The organism is Streptomyces sp. NPDC001902 (assembly GCF_042891295.1).
Taxonomy (GTDB): domain Bacteria; phylum Actinomycetota; class Actinomycetes; order Streptomycetales; family Streptomycetaceae; genus Actinacidiphila.
Genome location: NZ_JBIATA010000042.1, coordinates 50,943 through 69,142 on the forward strand (window position 1 = coordinate 50,943; position 18,200 = coordinate 69,142).

18 protein-coding genes and 1 rRNA gene are annotated in these 18,200 nt (G+C 72.8%); 3 read left to right on the forward strand and 16 right to left on the reverse strand.

The features are described 5' to 3' along the window. Positions 1-37: 37 nt before the first annotated feature. Positions 38-619 carry a nicotinate-nicotinamide nucleotide adenylyltransferase gene (gene nadD, locus ACFYYN_RS40670; protein ID WP_499511856.1) on the reverse strand — a complete coding sequence of 194 codons (582 nt, stop codon included), beginning with the start codon at positions 617-619 and terminating at the stop codon, positions 38-40. Positions 620-653: 34 nt separating this feature from the next. Continuing rightward, positions 654-812, reverse strand: a complete 159-nt coding sequence (locus ACFYYN_RS40675; RefSeq protein ID WP_018556595.1) for a hypothetical protein — start codon at positions 810-812, stop codon at positions 654-656. 141 nt (positions 813-953) lie between these two features. Between ACFYYN_RS40675 and ACFYYN_RS40680 the strand changes: the two genes are divergently transcribed. Next, complete coding sequence (locus ACFYYN_RS40680; protein WP_500322951.1) at positions 954-2,075, forward strand: M48 family metallopeptidase; 1,122 nt, start codon at positions 954-956, stop codon at positions 2,073-2,075. Here the strand turns inward: ACFYYN_RS40680 and ACFYYN_RS40685 are convergent. From ACFYYN_RS40685 to proB, 5 genes are all read right to left on the reverse strand, one after another. Further along, positions 1,996-3,138, reverse strand: a complete 1,143-nt coding sequence (locus ACFYYN_RS40685) for an SCO2583 family membrane protein (RefSeq protein WP_500549818.1) — start codon at positions 3,136-3,138, stop codon at positions 1,996-1,998. The genes ACFYYN_RS40680 and ACFYYN_RS40685 overlap by 80 nt on opposite strands. 65 nt (positions 3,139-3,203) lie before the next feature. Beyond that, a complete protein-coding gene (locus ACFYYN_RS40690; protein WP_500549819.1) occupies positions 3,204-3,692 on the reverse strand; it encodes an SCO2584 family spore wall biosynthesis protein in 489 nt (162 codons plus the stop codon). Positions 3,693-3,763: 71 nt separating this feature from the next. Further along, complete coding sequence (locus ACFYYN_RS40695) at positions 3,764-5,089, reverse strand: glutamate-5-semialdehyde dehydrogenase (RefSeq protein WP_500549820.1); 1,326 nt, start codon at positions 5,087-5,089, stop codon at positions 3,764-3,766. 90 nt (positions 5,090-5,179) lie between these two features. Continuing rightward, the gene (locus tag ACFYYN_RS40700; protein WP_499511861.1) at positions 5,180-5,626 is read right to left on the reverse strand and encodes a DUF8830 family protein; all 447 of its coding nucleotides are present in this window, start codon (positions 5,624-5,626) and stop codon (positions 5,180-5,182) included. A 126-nt stretch (positions 5,627-5,752) separates the two neighbouring features. After that, on the reverse strand, positions 5,753-6,871 hold the full coding sequence (gene proB, locus ACFYYN_RS40705; protein WP_500549829.1) for a glutamate 5-kinase: 1,119 nt from the start codon (positions 6,869-6,871) through the stop codon (positions 5,753-5,755). A gap of 386 nt (positions 6,872-7,257) precedes the next feature. Here proB and ACFYYN_RS40710 point away from each other — a divergent pair, with 386 nt between their 5' ends. Next, positions 7,258-9,282, forward strand: a complete 2,025-nt coding sequence (locus ACFYYN_RS40710; RefSeq protein WP_500549821.1) for a hypothetical protein — start codon at positions 7,258-7,260, stop codon at positions 9,280-9,282. A 121-nt stretch (positions 9,283-9,403) separates the two neighbouring features. On the opposite strand, the gene ACFYYN_RS40715 is transcribed toward ACFYYN_RS40710, so the two are convergent. The 5 genes from ACFYYN_RS40715 to ACFYYN_RS40735 all read right to left on the reverse strand — a co-directional run bounded on the left by ACFYYN_RS40715 (position 9,404) and on the right by ACFYYN_RS40735 (position 13,210). Further along, the gene (locus ACFYYN_RS40715; protein WP_500329420.1) at positions 9,404-10,582 is read right to left on the reverse strand and encodes a lysophospholipid acyltransferase family protein; all 1,179 of its coding nucleotides are present in this window, start codon (positions 10,580-10,582) and stop codon (positions 9,404-9,406) included. Positions 10,583-10,608: 26 nt separating this feature from the next. Continuing rightward, complete coding sequence (locus tag ACFYYN_RS40720; protein WP_500549822.1) at positions 10,609-11,661, reverse strand: NAD-dependent epimerase/dehydratase family protein; 1,053 nt, start codon at positions 11,659-11,661, stop codon at positions 10,609-10,611. A gap of 186 nt (positions 11,662-11,847) precedes the next feature. Further along, on the reverse strand, positions 11,848-11,946 hold the full coding sequence (locus tag ACFYYN_RS40725; protein WP_003948845.1) for a 30S ribosomal protein bS22: 99 nt from the start codon (positions 11,944-11,946) through the stop codon (positions 11,848-11,850). 107 nt (positions 11,947-12,053) lie between these two features. Next, on the reverse strand, positions 12,054-12,266 hold the full coding sequence (locus ACFYYN_RS40730) for a helix-turn-helix domain-containing protein (protein ID WP_018558718.1): 213 nt from the start codon (positions 12,264-12,266) through the stop codon (positions 12,054-12,056). Between the two features lie 128 nt (positions 12,267-12,394). Continuing rightward, positions 12,395-13,210 carry a phosphatase gene (locus tag ACFYYN_RS40735; protein WP_500549823.1) on the reverse strand — a complete coding sequence of 272 codons (816 nt, stop codon included), beginning with the start codon at positions 13,208-13,210 and terminating at the stop codon, positions 12,395-12,397. Positions 13,211-13,355: 145 nt separating this feature from the next. Between ACFYYN_RS40735 and ACFYYN_RS40740 the strand changes: the two genes are divergently transcribed. Beyond that, positions 13,356-14,951, forward strand: a complete 1,596-nt coding sequence (locus ACFYYN_RS40740) for a GMC family oxidoreductase (RefSeq protein WP_500549824.1) — start codon at positions 13,356-13,358, stop codon at positions 14,949-14,951. On the opposite strand, the gene ACFYYN_RS40745 is transcribed toward ACFYYN_RS40740, so the two are convergent. The 4 genes from ACFYYN_RS40745 to rrf form a co-directional block, all read right to left on the reverse strand. Further along, the gene (locus ACFYYN_RS40745; protein WP_500329417.1) at positions 14,948-16,123 is read right to left on the reverse strand and encodes an acetoin utilization protein AcuC; all 1,176 of its coding nucleotides are present in this window, start codon (positions 16,121-16,123) and stop codon (positions 14,948-14,950) included. The two genes, ACFYYN_RS40740 and ACFYYN_RS40745, sit on opposite strands and share 4 nt — an antisense overlap. Next, positions 16,074-17,306, reverse strand: a complete 1,233-nt coding sequence (locus tag ACFYYN_RS40750) for an MFS transporter (RefSeq protein WP_500549825.1) — start codon at positions 17,304-17,306, stop codon at positions 16,074-16,076. Before ACFYYN_RS40750 ends, ACFYYN_RS40745 begins: the two co-directional genes overlap by 50 nt. A gap of 43 nt (positions 17,307-17,349) precedes the next feature. Beyond that, complete coding sequence (locus ACFYYN_RS40755; protein WP_500549826.1) at positions 17,350-18,015, reverse strand: HAD family hydrolase; 666 nt, start codon at positions 18,013-18,015, stop codon at positions 17,350-17,352. Positions 18,016-18,122: 107 nt separating this feature from the next. After that, a 5S ribosomal RNA gene (rrf, locus tag ACFYYN_RS40760) occupies positions 18,123-18,200 on the reverse strand; the annotation flags it as partial.

Sequence of the window (18,200 nt, forward strand, 5' to 3'; positions counted from 1 at the left end):
TGGGGACCCCTCCAGTTGCCGATCAGCCGCTGATCACTTACCGGTACAGCCTGCGTTTGTCGATGTAGCGAACGACGCCGTCGGGCACGAGGTACCAGACCGGCTCCCCCTTGGCGACCCGCTGACGGCAGTCGGTCGAGGAGATCGCCAGGGCGGGCACCTCCACCAAGGAGACCCCGCCGGCCGGGAAGCCGGGGTCGGACAGGGTGTGCCCGGGGCGGGTGACGCCGATGAAGTGCGCCAGCGAGAACAGCTCCTCGGCCTTGCGCCAGGAGAAGATCTGGGCCAGCGCGTCCGCACCCGTGATGAAGAACAGCTCCGCCTCGGGGTGCTCGGCCCGCAGGTCGCGGAGCGTGTCGATGGTGTACGTGCGGCCACCGCGCTCGATGTCGCTGCGGCTGACCGAGAACTGCGGGTTCGACGCGGTGGCGATCACCGTCATCAGGTAGCGGTCCTCGGCCGCCGACACCTTCTGCTCGCTCTTCTGCCAGGGCCGGCCGGTGGGCACGAAGACCACTTCGTCCAGCTGGAAAAGGTGCGCCACCTCGCTGGCCGCCACGAGGTGACCGTGGTGGATGGGATCGAACGTCCCACCCATCACACCGATTCGCTCCTTCATGCGGATAGACCCTACCCGCATCGCCTGATCGAGCTCAGCGGTCGCGGTTGAAGCGGGTGGTGATGAAAAGCAGCAGCAGCAGCGCGAACAGCGCGCCACCGCCCGTGAGGTAGGGGCTCAGGCTCTCGTGGTTGCCGCCGCCCTCGCCCTCGGCGAGCGTGGTCAGAACGGCGGCGGTCGCGTAGGAGGTCATTCGGCTGTCCCTTGGTGGCTTCGGGGTCTGTCGACGGGCGGAGGACTCGGCAACATCGTACGGGCGGCCGGGGTGGAACTTCGCGGTGGCTCCGCGCGTCCTCACTAGGTACCCAACGGCCGAACAGGGGGGCGGGGACATATGTCCGGTCCGAACGATTCGAGTGGTGCGAACGGCGGCACGAGCGGCGGTGAGCGGCTGCCCGGACGCAACCGGCGGCGCTTCGAGGGCATCTCCTCGCGCGCGTACGAGCACCCGGCGGACCGTTCCGCGCTGGTGGCACTGCGCAAGCTGAGCGGCTTCGACACCGTCTTCAAGGCGCTCAGCGGCCTGCTGCCGGAGCGCTCGCTGCGGCTGCTGTTCCTCTCGGACTCGGTGCGCGTCGGCGACCAGCAGTTCGCGCACCTCAACGACATGCTGCGGGACGCCTGCTACATCCTCGACCTGCCCAAGGTCCCGGCGATGTACGTCACCCAGGACCCGCAGCCCAACGCGATGTGCATCGGGCTGGACGAGCCCATCATCGTCGTGACCACCGGGCTGGTGGAGCTGCTGGACGAGGAGGAGATGCGGGCCGTCGTGGGCCACGAGGTCGGCCACGCGCTGTCCGGCCACTCCGTCTACCGCACGATCCTGCTCTTCCTGACCAGCCTGGCGCTGCGGGTGGCGTGGATACCGCTCGGCAACCTCGCGATCATGGCGATCGTCACCGCACTGCGCGAGTGGTTCCGCAAGTCGGAGCTCTCCGCGGACCGTGCCGGACTCCTGGTCGGCCAGGACCTGCAGGCCTCGATGCGCGGCCTGATGAAGATCGCCGGCGGCAACCACCTGCACGAGATGAACGTGGACGCCTTCCTGAAGCAGGCCGAGGAGTACGAGGAGTCCGGCGACCTGCGCGACTCCGTGCTGAAGATCCTCAACGTCCTGCCGCGCAGCCACCCGTTCACCACGGTGCGGGCCGCGGAGCTGAAGAAGTGGGCGGCGAGCCGCGACCACCAGCGCATCATGGACGGCCACTACCCGCGGCGCAGCGAGGACAAGGACACCTCGGTCTACGACTCGTTCAAGGAATCCGCGAGCCACTACGCCGAAACGGTGAAGACGAGCAAGGACCCGCTCATGAAGCTGCTCTCCGACATCGGGGCGGGGGCCGGCGACGTCGGCGGCCGGCTGCGCGACCGCTTCACCGGGACGCCGGGCTCGGGCTCCGGCCCGTCGGGGCGCCCGCCGAAGGACTCGCAGGACCCGCCGCCGGAGGGCTGATGCCCGGTCCGGCCGCCGGGGCCGGGGCCAGCACCCCGCACACCGAGCCGATCTCGTGGCGGTGGTCGTAGGGGTCGACCCCGGGCTCCACCGGCGGCCGCTGCCCGGCCAGCAGCGGCAGGAAGTGCGCCACGGGGGCGGTCACGCAGGACAGCGGCCCGGCCTCGACGGCGGCCCGCAGCAGTTCCACGTGCTTGTCGCGCAGGTCAGCGCGGTCGAAGCGCAGCCGCAGCTCGCGCCGCACGGTGAACAGCGAGGCCTGGCCGCTGCCCCCGGTGGCGGCCTGCACGACGTAGACCAAGGTGTGGTCCGTGACGACCTCCAGGGCCTCCTCCCCCGCCTCGGACACGGTCATGGTGCCGCGCACCTTGACCTCGTCGTCGGCGAGGGCGACGCGGGCGGGGTCGAAGCGCACCAGCCAGCCGGTCGCCGCGTGGCGCCCGTCGTCGGCGGGCCGCTCCAGGCTCCGGTCGAACTGGTCGAGCTGCCCGGGGTCCAGCATGGTGCGCACCGTGCGGATGTCCCCGCCGGTCAGCGCGTCGGGATCGGCGGAGGAGGCGACCAGGTAGTCCTTGGCGGAGACCAGGGCCTGCATGACCTGGCTTTCGCTGAAGTGCGCGGTGCGGCGCGCCGGCGGCAGCGCGTAACCGGTCCCGCCGGCCCGGTAGTGCTCGGCGCGCTGCCCGGCGAACGGCCGGGACCGGTCCACGGCGGCCACCGCGGCCGTGGGGGCGAGCGGCAGCAGGGTGATCTGCAGCGACTGCGCCACGGGAGGGGCGGGCTGGTCGTAGGGATTGCGTATGCCCAGGTAGACGGCGGTGCCGAAGGCCACGACGATCAGGAGGACGAGGACCAGTGCCTGGCGCGGGGCGCCGCCACGGGCCCAGAGCCGGCGGGTGCGCACCGAGCGGGCCGATCCGTCCAGCCGCTCCCGCGCGGAGAACTCCTGTATCCGGGCAGCGCGGACGAACGATTCGTCGAAGACGACGGATCGGTACTCGTCCTCACCACCTCCCGGGGAGCCCTCGGGGTTCCCCTCCGGTGGGTCTCCAGGCCCGGCCATACAACAAGCGTAGGTCTGTCAGGGCCCTTTAAAACGTCCTGGTACGAGACAAGTTCGCGAGGCGCTCAGGGGGTGTGGCTGACCGCCACCGGGGGTAGCGACGGGGCTCCGATCCGGCCCGTCGGGGAGGGCGGCACGGAGGGCTGGCGGGCCCCTCCGGCGCCCCGGTAGACCGCCGCGAAGGTCAGGGCGACGACACCGATGCCCATCACCACGGCGAGCATCCACGCCACGGTCCGGTGCCAGCGGCCGTGCCCCCGGTACGGGCGGCGCTGGGCGTAGAGGTCCTCGTACTCCTCGTCCTCCGCGGAGTGCTCGGTCTCCTCCTGGTCGTACGGACCGCTGCCGTCCTCCGTGCCCAGCACACGCGGGCGGGACGCCTCTGCCTCGGCCTGTGCCGTGGCGGCGGCGAGCATGCGCTCGTGGGCGCTCGGTTCGTGGAAGGCAGCCGCCCGTATGAAGGCCTCGTCGAGCACCACGGACGCGAATTCGTCATCCGCGCCACCGTGGTCCTCGCCGTCCGGGAACGGCTTGCCCCCCAGTTCGTCCGGCACCCGTCCAGAATAGGGCCGATGACGCGGATTGGGCAGACCGCTCGGAAACTCCGTCCGTCCGCCGGGGCCGGTCAGCCGCGGACGTGGCCGTCCCCGGTGTAGACGTACTTGGTCGAGGTCAGCTCCGGAAGGCCCATCGGCCCCCGGGCGTGCAGCTTCTGGGTGGAGATGCCGATCTCCGCGCCGAAGCCGAACTGCCCGCCGTCGGTGAACCGGGTCGAGGCGTTGACGGCGACGGCCGCGGAATCCACCAACCGGGTGAAGCGCCGGGCGGCCGGCTGCGAGGTGGTGACGATGGCCTCGGTGTGCCCGGAGGACCACAGACGGATGTGCTGCACGGCGGCGTCCAGCGAGTCCACCACGGCTGCGGCGATGTCGAGGCTCAGGTACTCCGTCTCCCAGTCCTCGGCGGTGGCCGGGACGACGGTGGCCTTGGTGCCGCTCTTCTCGGCCAGTTCCCGCACCCGCTCGTCGGCGTGCACGGTGACCCCGGCCCCGGCCAGCGCGTCCAGGGCGCGCGGCAGGAAGTCGGCGGCGATGTCCCGGTGCACCAGCAGCGTCTCGGCGGCGTTGCACACGCTCGGGCGCTGCGCCTTGGAGTTGAGCAGGACCGCGACGGCCGTGTCGAGGTCGGCCTGCGCGTCCACGTACACATGGCAGTTGCCGGTGCCGGTCTCGATCACCGGGACGATGGACTCCTCGACCACCGTCTTGATGAGGGAGGCGCCGCCGCGCGGGATGAGCACGTCGACCATGCCGCGGGCGCGCATCAGCTCGCGCACCGACTCCCGGCTCTCCCCCGGCACCAACTGGACGGCGTCGGCGGGCAGTCCGGCGCCGCCGACCGCGTCGCGCACCACCGTCACCAGCGCGGAGTTGGAGTGGAACGCGGAGGAGGAGCCGCGCAGCAGCACCGCGTTGCCGGACTTCAGGCACAGCGAGGCCGCGTCCACGGTGACGTTGGGCCGGGCCTCGTAGATGATGCCGACCACGCCCAGCGGCACGCGGATCTGGCGCAGGTCCAGCCCGTTGGGCAGCGTGGAGCCGCGCACCACCTCGCCGACCGGGTCGGGCAGGCCGGCCACGTCCCGCACGTCGGAGGCGATGGCGCGGACCCGCTCGGGGGTCAGCGTCAGCCGGTCCACGATCGCCTCGCCGGTGCCCGCCTCACGGGCGCGGGCGACGTCCTTGGCGTTGGCCTCGACGATCTCCCGCGTGCGGACGACCAGGGCGTCGGCGATGGCCAGCAGCGCGTCGTCCTTCACCGAGCGCGGCAGCGGCGCGAGGTCTTCGGCGGCCGCACGGGCGCGGTAGGCGGCCTGCAGCACCGGGCTCTTCGGCCACGGCGAGGGCAGGGAGGCGGCGAGGTCGTCGTTGCTGTGGCTGCGGCTGCTCATAGCGGCCAGGGTACGGCGTGGGCGCCGGCCGGCGGGACGGCTTTCCGGCCGGTGAGACCGTGCCGCGCACGGCGGCCGGGCCGGTGCGGCTCAGTAGGGGTGCACGCCGAGGGGCGCCGCCGGGGGCGGTCCGTAACCCTCCGCGAGGCGCTGGTGGTAGGTGTCCCGGTCGATGACCTCCAGGCCCACCGTCTCCCAGGGCGGCAGGTTGGCGGAGGAACGGTGCTCGCCCCACAGCCGCAGCGCGATCGCGGCGGCGTCGTGCAGGTCGCGGGCCTCCTCCCAGTACCGGATCTCGGCGTGGTCGGCTGCGTACCGGCTGGTCAGCAGGAAGGGGTGGTCGTTCGCGAGCTGCTCCAGCGCGCGCCGCACCTCGGCGAGCGGGGCCTCGGGCCCGCAGACGCTGAGCGTCACGTGCCAGAGCCGGGACACGGGGCGCTCCCGCGCGGGCGGGGCGGTGTCGTCGCTCGTCACGCTCACCAGTGTCCGCTCCGCCGTCCCTCGGGACGACGATGCCCCTGGGCGCCCTCGTCTCACCGGCGGCCTCCCTGTCGTCCCTGTCGTCGCGTCCCTGGCCGGATTCCGTGCTCCGCCCTCAAAGTCCAGCAGCCCGGAAGCGGGCGCGGGGCGGTTTTCACGAAGTAACCACGAAGGAGGTCCGCCTCAGTGGTGCAGGAGTACGAGGTCGTCCCGGTGCACGACCTCGCGCTCGTAGGCGGGGCCGAGCTCCCGCGCCAGTTCACGGGTGGAGCGCCCGAGCAGCCGCGGCAGCTCCTTGGCGTCGAAGTTCACCAGGCCCCGCGCGACGGCGTGGCCGGAGGTGTCGCGCAGTTCGACCGGGTCGCCGGCGGTGAAGTGGCCCTCGACCGCCGCGATGCCGGCCGGAAGCAGCGAGGTGCGGCGCTTGACGACCGCCTGCACGGCGCCGTCGTCCAGGATCAGCGCGCCGAGCGGGGTGGAGGCGTGGGCCAGCCACAGCAGCCGGTCGGCGGAGCGCTTGCCCGTGGCGTGGAAGAGGGTGCCGGTCCGCCGCCCGGCCAGGGCGTCCGCGGCCTGCGAGGCGGAGGTGAGGACGACCGGGATGCCGGCGCCGGCGGCGATCCGGGCGGCCTCGACCTTGGTGACCATGCCCCCGGTGCCGACGCCGGCCTTGCCCGCGCTGCCGATGGAGACGCCCTCCAGGTCCCGCGGCCCGTGGACCTCCTCGATGCGCGAGGTGCCCGGGAAGGCGGGGTCGCCGTCGTAGAGCCCGTCGACGTCGGAGAGCAGGACGAGCAGGTCGGCACGGACCAGGTGGGCGACGAGGGCGGCGAGGCGGTCGTTGTCGCCGAAGCGGATCTCGTCGGTGGCCACCGTGTCGTTCTCGTTCACGATCGGCAGGGCGCCCATGGCGAGCAGCTTGTCCAGCGTGCGGTAGGCGTTGCGGTAGTGCGCCCGGCGGCTCATGTCGTCGGAGGTGAGCAGCACCTGCCCGACCCGTACGCCGTACCGGGCGAAGGAGGCCGTGTAGCGGGCGACGAGCAGGCCCTGGCCGACGCTGGCGGCGGCCTGCTGCCGCGCCAGGTCCCGGGGCCGCCGGGTGAGCCCGAGCGGTGCCAGGCCGGCGGCGATGGCGCCGGAGGAGACCAGGACGACCTCCTTGGCGGCCGCGCCCTCCTGGGTCCCGCGCGCCTTGGCCAGCACGTCCACGAGGGCGTCCACCCGGTCGGCGTCCAGGCCCCCGGCCGCCGTCGTCAGCGACGACGACCCGACCTTGACCACGACCCGCCGGGCCTCCGCCACGTCCTGCCTCGCGCTCGCCACGTCCGTCCCTTCCCTCTCCCTGCTTCGCAATCTACGGCAGTGGGGCGACCGGGCGCCGCCGCCTTCCACCCACCGGACGGCGACTGGGACAACGCGTACGGGGCAGACGCGCCGTGAAGCCCGCGCCCGAACACCCCTTGACGGGATATGAAATTCATATAAGGGACTCTTCACTCCGTAAGCAAAAAAGTCACGAGAGAACCACCTCAATGGGAACGATTTGCCTGCGGATTCGAACACGGGGCAGCGTGCACGGGTACGGCGAACCGGCACCCCGGGCGGCCCAGCGCACGCTCGCGCGTCCGGGCGGTTCCGCCGGGCCGCCGAACGTACGACGATGGGAAGTTGCCGCTGTGAAACGTGCCGTGGGGAAACGGCCGGGAGTCCACCACTTCGGCCTCCTTCTGGCCCAGATGTGCGCCCTGATCGCGCAGGTGGTGGGCGTGGCCCTGCCCAACGGGGCCCTGATGGCGGGCGCCGCCCTCGCCGGTTGCGCCGCCGACGTCTGCCTGCACGCCGGCAAGCGCCCGCCGCCCAAGGCCCTCGGCCTGCTCCAGGCGGAGGCGGTCACCCGGCAGTCCCTGCGCGACCTGCTGCTGATCGTCGGACTGCTGCGCCTGGACCAACGGGAGTCCGTGCTGTTCCACCTCGTGTGCCTCGGCGGCCTGTTGTACGTCCACGGCGCGCACATCGCCCTCCAGGGCGGGGCGGCGCTGGTGCAACGCGCACGCCGGCTCCCCGTCGTCACACGCAACATCGACACGTCCGAACTGCCGCTGCCCGCCCCGCCACCGCCCCTGATCACCCGTCAGCCGGGCCTGCGGCTGCTGCTGGTGGGGAGCCCGGCGACCTTCGGGCTGAGCGTGGCCGCGGCGACCGGGGCCACGGCGTACGCCGCCGACGGCGTCGCCCTGTCCGCGCTGCTGGCCACCGTGGCGCTGGCCCTGCTCGCCCGGTCCTTCATGCCCGGCAGGCGGCCACCGGGCGCGGACGAGGTCCTCGAGTGGTTCGACCGCTGGCTCGAGCGCTACCAGCCCACGGTCGGCATGTACTTCTCCGGGGGCGCGAGTTCCGCATACCAGGCGAACATGTGGCTGGCCCCCCTGGCCGAGCTCGACGGGCGGCCGGTGATCCTGCTGCGCGAGCGCGGGATGGTGCCGCGCATCGGCCCGACCGATCTCCCCATCGTGTGCCTGCCGAAGGTCGCCGACCTCATGCGGCTCGGCGACTCCAGCCTCAAGGTGCTGCTCCACCCGGCCAACGCGCCCAAGACCTCACAGGTGCTGCGCATCCCGTCGATCATGCACGCCTTCGTCAACCACGGCGAGAGCGACAAGCTGTCCAGCTGCAACCCGTACGCGAAGGCGTACGACGAGGTCTGGGTGGCGGGCCCCGCGGCCCGGGAGCGTTACGCGCTGGCCGAGGTGGGCGTGGCCGACGAGGACGTCGTGGAGGTCGGCCGTCCGCAACTGGCCGGAATCCGGCCGCATTCGGGCCCACCGGCGCCCGGGAGCACCCTCACGGTGCTCTACGCGCCCACCTGGGAGGGGTGGACCGACGACCCCGGCAACACCTCGATCACGGTGGCCGGTGAGGCCATCGTCCGCCGGTTGCTCGCCGAGCCCGCCGTCCGCGTGCTCTACCGCCCGCACCCGCTCACCGGCAGCGTCGACCCGCGGGCCGGTGCCGCCCACCGGCGGATCGTCGAACTGATCGAGGACGCCAACCGCCGGCGCCGTACGGACTCCGCCCTCCCCGGCCAGCGCGACCTCCTCCGGCACAGCGAGCGCGAACTGGCCCGGCTGACCGCCGCCTGGTCGCTGCCCGACGCCGACGACCTGGAGCGCATGGCCGACCGCGGCACGACGGGGGACGGGAGCGTCGCAGGCGCCGTACGTCGGGCGACCGCGGCCTGGGAGGCCGCGTACTGGGCGGCGCATCCCGCGGACGAGCACCTGGTGATCGTCGAGGAGCGTCCCGGCCTCTACTCCTGTTTCGACCACTGCGACCTCCTGATCACCGACGTGTCCAGCGTGATCTCCGAGTTCCTGGTGAGCGGCAAGCCCTACGCGGTGACGAACACCACCGACCGGAGCGAGGCGGGATTCCGCGCGTCCTTCCCCACCGTGCGGGCCGGGACGGTACTCACCCCTGACGCGGCGGGACTGGGCGAGCTGCTGGCCGTGGTGCGCGGCACGGCCGAGGACACGCTGGCCACCGCGCGCGCGAACCTGAAGGAACACCTGCTGGGCCCGGCGGCGCCGTCCTCCGCGGAGCGCTTCCAGGAGGCCGTGCACGCCCTGGCGGCCCGGGTGGACGAGCGGCGGGCCAGGACGGCGGCGCGGAGCGCCCCCCAGGCCGTCCCACGGCAGCGCGCCGGGGTCGCGTGACCGGCACCACGGATGCGGGAGGGGGGGGGGGGGGGGGGGGGGGGGGGGGGGGGGGGGGGCCCCCCCCCCCCCCCCCACCGCCGTGTCCGGCTCCTGCGAGCCGGACGGAAGGCCCGGAACCTCAGAAGAAGACCGAGCGGCGCTGCACCAGCAGCTTGTAGAGGGTGTGCTGGATGGTCTCGCGTACCTGGTCGGTCAGGTTGAAGACCAGCATCGGGTCCTCGGCCGCCTCCGGCGCGTAGCCGTCCGTCGGGATCGGCTCGCCGAACTGGATCGTCCACTTCGTCGGCAGCGGCACCATGCCCAGCGGCCCCAGCCACGGGAACGTCGGCGTCACCGGGAAGTACGGGAAGCCCAGCAGCCGGGCCACCGTCTTGGCGTTGCCGACCATCGGGTAGATCTCCTCCGCGCCCACGATCGAGCACGGGACGATCGGCACCCCGGTCTTGAGCGCGGTCGCGACGAAGCCGCCCCGCCCGAAGCGCTGCAGCTTGTAGCGCTCGGAGAAGGGCTTCCCGAGCCCCTTGAAGCCCTCGGGCATCACGCCGACCACCTCGCCGCGTTCGAGCAGCAGCTGGGCGTCCTCCGCGCAGGCGAGGGTGTGCCCGGCCTTGCGGGCCAGCTCGTTGACGAGCGGCAGCACGAACACCAGGTCCGCCGCCAGCAGCCGCAGGTGCCGCCCCGCGGGATGGTGGTCGTGGACGGCGACCTGCATCATCAGCCCGTCCATCGGCAGCGTCCCGGAGTGGTTGGCCACCACGAGGGCACCGCCCTCGGCCGGGATGTTCTCGATGCCCTTGACCTCGACCCGGAAGTACGACTCGTACAGCGGCCGGAGCAGCGACATCAGGACCTGGTCGGTGAGCTCCTCGTCGTAGCCGAAGTCGTCGACCTCGTAGTCGCCGGTGATCCGGCGGCGCAGGAAGGCCAGACCGTGCGCCACCCGGCGCTCCCAGGGCCCGCCCAGCAGCCGGTCCGCGGCCGAGCCGAGCGCGGCGACCAGAGGGCCGCCCGGTGTGCCGGGGTGCCCCTCAGCGCCCTCCGCCGCGGCCTGCACGCCCTCGGACGCCTCACCGGCACCATCGGTGCCGGGGGTGTCCGCAGAGGCCGTCACGGCGTCCTGGACGGCGTCGGGCTCCGCGGCGACGCGTACGGCACGCTCCTCCACCGGCAGCGCGGCCACCGCGTTCCCGGTGTCGCCGCCCGCCTTTCCGCGGGCCGCGGCCCGCCCACGCGACCGCGGTGCCCCCCTCCGCGTCCGCGTGTCCTCGTCGAACGGGATGACCTTGGCGTCCGCCATGGTGCGGTTCCTCCTCGCAGCATTGCTCACGAGCTCAGTCCTCGGGGGCCGCCCGCGGGGACCAGCGCGGCGAGCCGGTCGACGGCCTCGGCGAGCCGGTCCGGCGGCAGCAGGCCGGGGCCGTGGCTGCGGGCGAAGTCGCCGAAGGTCTCGGCGGTGGTGTACTTCGGGGTGAAGCCGAGCGTCTCGCGCATCTGCGTGGTGTCCACGACCCTGCCGTGGGTGAGCAGCCGGATCTGCTCGCGCGAGAAGTCGGTGACGCCGGCGGTGCGCAGCATCTGGCCCACCCAGGTGACGGCGGGCAGCAGCACCGGCACCGTGGGCTTCCCCAGCCGTCGCGCGGTCTGCGACAGCAGGAGCACCCCGTCACCTGCGATGTTGAACGTGCCGCTGTTGATCGTCCCGTTGCGCTCGTCGCGCAGGGCCAGCATCAGGACGTCGACGACGTCGTCCTCGTGCACGAACTGCAGCCGCGGGTCGTAGCCGAGCACGGTCGGCAGCACCGGCAGCGCGAAGTACTCGGCGAGCGGGGTGTCGGCCCGCGGGCCGAGGATGTTGGCGAACCGCAGAACCGATACGGCAACGTCCGGGCGACGCCGTGCGAAGCCGCGTACGTATCCCTCGACTTCGACCGCGTCCTTGGCGAAGCCGCCGCTGGGCAGCGACTTGGGCGGCATGGACTCGGTGAAGACCGCCGGGTCACGGGGCGCCGAGCCGTACACGCTCGTCGTGGACTTCACCACCAGGCGGCGCACCGTCGGGGCCTTCTGGCAGGCGCCCAGCAGCTGCATCGTGCCGATGACGTTGGTCTCCTTGACCGCGGTCCGGCTGCTGCGGCCGGGCAGCGTGCCGCTGACGTCCATGTGGACCACCGTGTCCACCGAGTGCTCCGCCAGCACCTTCGCGATCATCGGGTGCCTGATGTCGGCACGGACGAACTCCGCGCCGCCCAGATGGTGCGGGGGCGGCATCGTGTCGACCCCGATCACCCGGTCGACGTCGGGGTCGCGCATCACGCGTCGTACCAGCCGGCCGCCGAGCTGGCGGGCGACTCCGGTCACGAGCACCACTTTGCCCAAGATCAGCGCCTTCCCTCGCACCGCATGTACGCACCGTATCGGTTCGATGTTGCGCCGTGATGACGCCCGAACGTACGAGCACCGTCCAGGAGGGCCCGGCCGGCGGTCCCCCCGGGAACGCGACTGCCCTCCCGCCCCCACGGTCCGTGGGGGCGGGAGGGCAGTGAAGTGCGACGCGTAGCTCGCTTACTTCTTGTTGCGACGCTGCACACGCGTACGCTTCAGCAGCTTGCGGTGCTTCTTCTTGGCCATACGCTTGCGCCGCTTCTTGATGACAGAGCCCACGACTACCCTCGCTTCGTTTTCACTCGGTGCGGGGCGTCCGAGCCCACACGACCTACGTCGGCACAGCCTACCCGTCCGCAAGCGCCGAGTAGAAACCGAGGCGGTCGTCAGGCAGTTTCCCCCACCCCCACGTAGGACTCCCGAAGATAGTCATGGACGGCCTGCTCCGGCACCCGGAAGGACCTCCCCACCCGGATCGCCGGCAGATGACCGCTGTGCACCAGCCGGTACACGGTCATCTTGGACACTCGCATCACCGCGGCGACCTCTGCCACGGTCAGGAACACGACCTCGTTGAGAGGCCTCTCGCTTGAAGCCATGACACACCTGAACCTTCCGCACATGACGGGCACCGGCTTCCCCTCCGGTGACTCCCTCTCGCACGTGCGCTCCTCCCCAGATTAGGTGCGGGTGATGCAAGTGGGGAAGAGGAGTAGCGATCGGTTGACTACTGTGACAGACACGCTCGATTGAGTACATAGCGCGTAAGCGGTCGGTAGTAATCGGACCGCACAGCGTCATCAAGCGGAACCACGACCGAAACCCTGCCCTCCGCCTCGGCGACGAAGACCGCGGGGTCGTCCGCATCGGCCAGCCCGATGGCCTCGATGCCCAGCTGACCTGCTCCGCAGACCCAGCCGTGGTCTCCCACCACGAGGCTCGGCAGCAGTCCCCCGCGTCCTGCCGCACCGGCCAGCGCGGCCCGAACCGGGAGCGGGGAGTGCGTGTGTACCGCCGGCGCACCACGGGCGCCCTCACCCGGCGCATCCCGGACCGTCGCGACGCCCCCTACGTACCAGAGGTTGTACGTGCGTAGGCCGAATTGCGTCGCCATGTCGATACATCGGCCATGCGATGGGGTGAGGACGGGACATCCCGCCGCCGACAGCCCGGCCGCCAATCCGGCGTAGAAGCCGAGCAGCCGATGCGGGTGACCAGTACCGATGAGCACGGGCTCCCTGCGCCGCGCGGCCTCCTTCAGCCGGCCGGCGAAGGCCTCGAGCCCCGCGAGCGTGCGCTCCGGGTCGATCACATCCTGCCCGGAAGTGTGCCCCGGGTCAGGCGAAACCCCACATCGGTCGGCCATCAACCGCAGGAGACCGGACTGCGTCCAAGCCCGCGCCGGCTCCAGCCCCAGCGTCTGCCGCGGATCACCCGCGGCGAACAGCCGATAGCTGCGCAGGCTCTTCTCCCGCGGTGTCGTCACGACCCCCGCGATCCCCGCCCCCACCAGATGCGCCCGCAGCGCGCCGACAGTCACCACGCGCCGATGGTGGCCTCCCACGCCCCCCTCACGTGCCGGAACGGCCCGGACATCACTCCCGAGGGGCGGCCGTTCGGGTCGGCGTACCCGGCGAAACCCTCCGTACAATACGGACATAGCGCGCGACAGCGATGGGAGGGCCCCCGTGGCCGACACCTCCTCCGACACGGGCGAGTTCGACTACGTCGTGGTGGGGGCGGGATCCGCGGGGTGCGTGCTCGCCGCCCGCCTCTCCGAGGACGACACGGCCCGCGTGCTGCTCCTGGAGGCCGGCGGGGCAGGCCGCCCTCCGGAGGTCTCCGTCCCCGCGGCCTGGCCCGGCCTGCTCGGCACCCCCCTGGACTGGGCGGACCGCACCGTGCCGCAGACCGGGACCGGCCTCACGGTGCCGTGGCCCCGCGGCCGCGGCCTGGGCGGCAGTTCGGCCATCAACGCCATGAACTTCCTGCGCGGCCACCGCTCCGGCTACGACGCCTGGGCCGCCGAGGGCGCCGAGGGCTGGGGCTGGGACGACCTGCTGCCCTGCTTCCGCCGCAGTGAGGACCTCACCGGCGTCCCGGGCCGCGACCCGGAACTGCGCGGCATGGAAGGACCCCTGCGGGTCGGCCCCGCCACCGACCGCCACCCCGTCGCCCGGGACTTCCTGCGCGCCGCCGTCGACGCCGGCCACCCGGAGGCGGGCGACCTCGCCGGCGGCCTGGAGGAGGGATTCGGCTGGGGCGACCTCAGCATCGCCGACGGCGTACGCCAGGACGCCGCCACGGCCTACCTGCGCCCGGCACGGCACCGGCCAGGCCTGCACGTGCTGACCGGGGCCCTGGCGCACCGGGTCCTCCTGACCGGGGAACGCTGCACGGGCGTGGAGTACGCCGTGGACGGCCGGCTGCGCACCGCCCGCTGCACCCCGTCGGGGCAGGTGGTCCTGGCCGCGGGCGCGGTCGGCACCCCGCAACTGCTCATGCTCTCCGGCATCGGCCCCCGCAACCACCTGCGCCACTGGGGCATCCCCACCGCCGTGCACCTGCCCGGCGTCGGCTCCCACCTGCTGGACCACGTGGCCTGCGGCGTCGTCGTACGGGCCCCCCACCCCGTCCCGCCGGGCACCAACAACCACGGCGAGGTCCAGGGCCTGATCCGCACCCGGCCCGACGCACCGGGCCCCGACGTGCAGTTGCAGGTCGTCGACGTCCCGATCCGCGAGGAGAGCCTGCCCGGGCCGGCCGTCGGCGAAGGCTGGACGATCACGGTCGCCCTCATGGCGCCGTACGGCCACGGAACCGTCCGGCTCTCCGGCACCGCCCCCGGCGCCCCACCGCTCATCGACCCCCGCTACTACGCCGACATCCGCGACCTCGACACGATGGTGCGGGGCCTGGACGCGGCCCGGGAGCTCGCCTCCGGCCCCGCGCTGGCGGACTGGTATGGCGAGGAGGTCCTCCCCGGCCCGGACACCACCGGCGGCACCGAGCTGCGCGCCTACCTCGGCCGCAACCTGCGCTCCTGCAACCACTACGCGGGCACCTGCCGCATCGGCACCGACGCGTACGCCGTCGTCGACCGCGCCCTGCGGGTGCGCGGTGTCGACGGTCTGCGCGTGGCCGACGCCTCGGTCATGCCGGCCCCGGTCTCGGCCAACACCAACGCCACGGTCTACGCCATCGCCGAACGTGCGGCGGAGCTGCTGCGGGCCGGCGCCCGACCGCCCCTCGCAGGGCCCGGCCCTGCCCGAGGCCTGACTTAGGCCAGTAGCCCGTGCAGCGGGAAGACCGCCCGCCGGGTCGCCAGGATCGCCTGGTCCAGCCGGTCCGCCGGGTCGTACCCCGCGTCGTGGAAGCCGGTGAACGCCGCGTCCCGGCCGTCCGTCATCCGCAGCGGCCCCATCTGCCGCGTCCTGCGGTACACCTCCGCCCGCCACTCCTCGGGCGTCGCCGCCTCCGGCGCGACCGGCTGCCCGGCGGCGATGCCCACCAGGTGCGTCCACGTCCGGGGCACCACGTCGACCACCGCGTAACCGCCCCCGCCCAGGGCGACCCAGCGGCCCTCGGCGTGCTCGTGCGCCAGGCCGTGCAGCGCCTCCGCGACCGCCCGCTGCGCGTCCAGGCTCACCGCGAGGTGCGCCAGCGGGTCCTCGAAGTGCGTGTCCGCCCCGTGCTGGGTCACCAGCACCTGCGGCCGGAAGGCCGCGAGCAGCTCCGGGACGACCGCGTCGAACGCCCTCAGCCAGCCCTCGTCCCCGGTGCCGGCCGGCAGCGCCACGTTCACCGCGCCGCCCTCCGCCTCCGGGCCGCCGGTCTCCTCCGGCCAGCCGGTCTGCGGGAAGAGCGTGCGCGGGTGCTCGTGCAGCGAGATCGTCAGCACGCGCGGGTCGTCCCAGAAAGCCGTCTGGACGCCGTCCCCGTGGTGCACGTCCACGTCCACGTACGCGACGCGCTCCGCGCCCAGCTCCAGCAGCCGGGCAACGGCCAGCGCGGCGTCGTTGTAGACGCAGAACCCCGAGGCCATCCCGGGCATCGCGTGGTGCAGCCCGCCCGCGAAGTTCACCGCGTGCGTCACCTCGCCGCGCCACACCGCCTCGGCCGCCCCCACCGACTGGCCCGCGATCAGCGCCGAGACCTCGTGCATGCCCTCGAACGCCGGGGTGTCCTCGGTGCCGAGGCCGTACGCCAGTTCCGTCATGCCCTTGGGGTCGGCGGAGGCCCGGCGCACCGCCGCCACGTACTCCGCGTCGTGCACCAGGCGCAGCGTCGAGTCGCCGGCCGCGGGGGCCGCGGCCACGGTCACCGCCCGGTCCAGACCGAAGGCCCGGACCAGCCCCATGGTCAGTGCGAGCCGCACCGGGTCCATCGGATGGCCGCGACCGAAGTCATAGCCCGTTACCTGCTCGTCCCACATCAGCTGTGCGCGGCCGCTCATGGTCGACACCGTATCGGGCGGGCTCCGCCCCGAACGAGCGGGCGTACAGCAGCGTCGCCGTCACCAGCAGCATCGGGACCAGCATCGCCCCCCGGTAGCTCCACGCGTCGCCCAGCGCGCCCACCAGGGGCGAACCGACCAGGAATCCCACGTAGTTGAAGATGTTCAACCGCGCGATCGCCGTGTCCGACGCCCCCGGGAAGAGCCGCCCGGCGGCCGCGAACGTCTGCGGCACGATCACGCACAGCCCCAGGCCCAGCAGCGTGAACCCCGCCATCCCCACCCACGCGCCCGGCGCGCCCGCGACCACCGCGAAGCCCGCCGCCGCCACCAGCGCGCCCGCGCGCACCACCGCCGCCGCCCCGAAGCGCCGCACCCCGAGGTCGCCGACCGCGCGGCCCAGGAGCGTGGTGACCATGTAGACGTTGTACGGGACGGTCGCCAACTGCTCGGAGCTGCCGAGCACGTCCTGCAGGTACTTCGCGCTCCAGTTGGAGACGGTGGAGTCCCCGATGTACGCGAAGGCCATCACCATGCAGAGCGGGAGCAGCAGCCGCATCGCCACCGCGGTCGCGGCCGGCGAGGCCGCCCCGTCCTGCCCGTCCGGGGCATCGGCCTTCTGGTCGACGTACCAGCGACTGCCCACCAGCGTCAGCGGGATCAGCACCGCGACCACCGGCCCGTAGAGCACCGCCAGCGACAGGTGCCAGTGCGCCCCCGCCCAGGCCAGCGACGCCCCCAGGATGCCGCCGAAGCTGTACGCGGCGTGGAAGCCCAGCATGATGCTGCGCCCGTACGCGCGCTGCAGGCTCACCCCGAGCATGTTCATGGACGCGTCCAGGGCGCCGACGCATATCCCGAAGACGGCCAGCGCCGTCGCCAGCTGCCACAGCGCGTCCCCCGCGCCGGCGCCCAGCAGCGCCAGGCACACCACGGGCTGCACCCAGCGCAGCACCACGCTCGGCCGCACCCGCTTGACCAGGTGCTCGGTGACGACGCTGCCCACGCCCGCCAGGACGGGCACCGCGGCCAGGAACACGGGCAGCAGCGCGTCACTGATGCCGTAACGGTCCTGCAGCGCCGGGATCCGGGTCACCAGCAGCGCGAACGCCGCCCCCTGCGCGAAGAAGCTGACGGCCAACGAGGCCCGTCCGTGGCGCAATCCGCCGTCGATGCCGTCCATGAGCGTGCAGCGTAGGGCCGCAGGCTACGGACGGGTAGATCGATCACACGAACAGTTTCGCGGGCAGCTCCGCCATGTCCGCGAACAACTCCCGCGCCCCCGCTCCCGCTCCCGCTCCCGCCAGCTTCTCCGCCGGCGTCATCGCCGTGAAGCCGTACGCGTCCATCCCGGCCGCCACCGCGGCCTGCACCCCGAGCGGACTGTCCTCCACCACGGCGCACCGCTCCGGCGCCACGCCCATCGTGCGCGCCGCGTGCAGGAACAGGTCGGGTGCCGGCTTCCCGCGCCCGACGTCCTGGGCGCTGAAGATCCGCTCCTCGTCGAAGTACCCGTACAGCCCGGTCTTCTTCAGCGCCACCCGGATCCGCTCGTGGCTGCCCGAGGACGCGACGCAGTACGCCACCCCGTCCGCCGCCAGCTTCCCCAGCACGGTCGCCACGCCCGGTACCGGCTCCAGTTGACGCCGGAAGCCCTCGAAGACCCGTGCGTAGTACGTGGCGTCGAAGTCCTCCGGCAGCCGCTGCCCCGTGCGCTCGGCGACGAGGTCGTGGACGCGGTGCATCGCGGAGCCCATGTAGTCGCGGACGGACTCCTCGTACGTGGTGGGGTGGCCCAACTCCGTCAGCAGGCCCGCCAGGATACGGTTGGCGATCGGCTCGCTGTCCACGAGCACGCCGTCGTTGTCGAAGATGACCAGGTCGTAGCGCACCGCCCCACTGTAGTCGGGCACCGGATCCGGCCGGCTCTGCGTATTGCGGGACAACGCAGAAAAGCCTCAGCCCCCGAGTCGAAACTCAGGGGCTGAGGCTAATAATTGTTCGGCGGCGTCCTACTCTCCCACAGGGTCCCCCCTGCAGTACCATCGGCGCTGAAAGGCTTAGCTTCCGGGTTCGG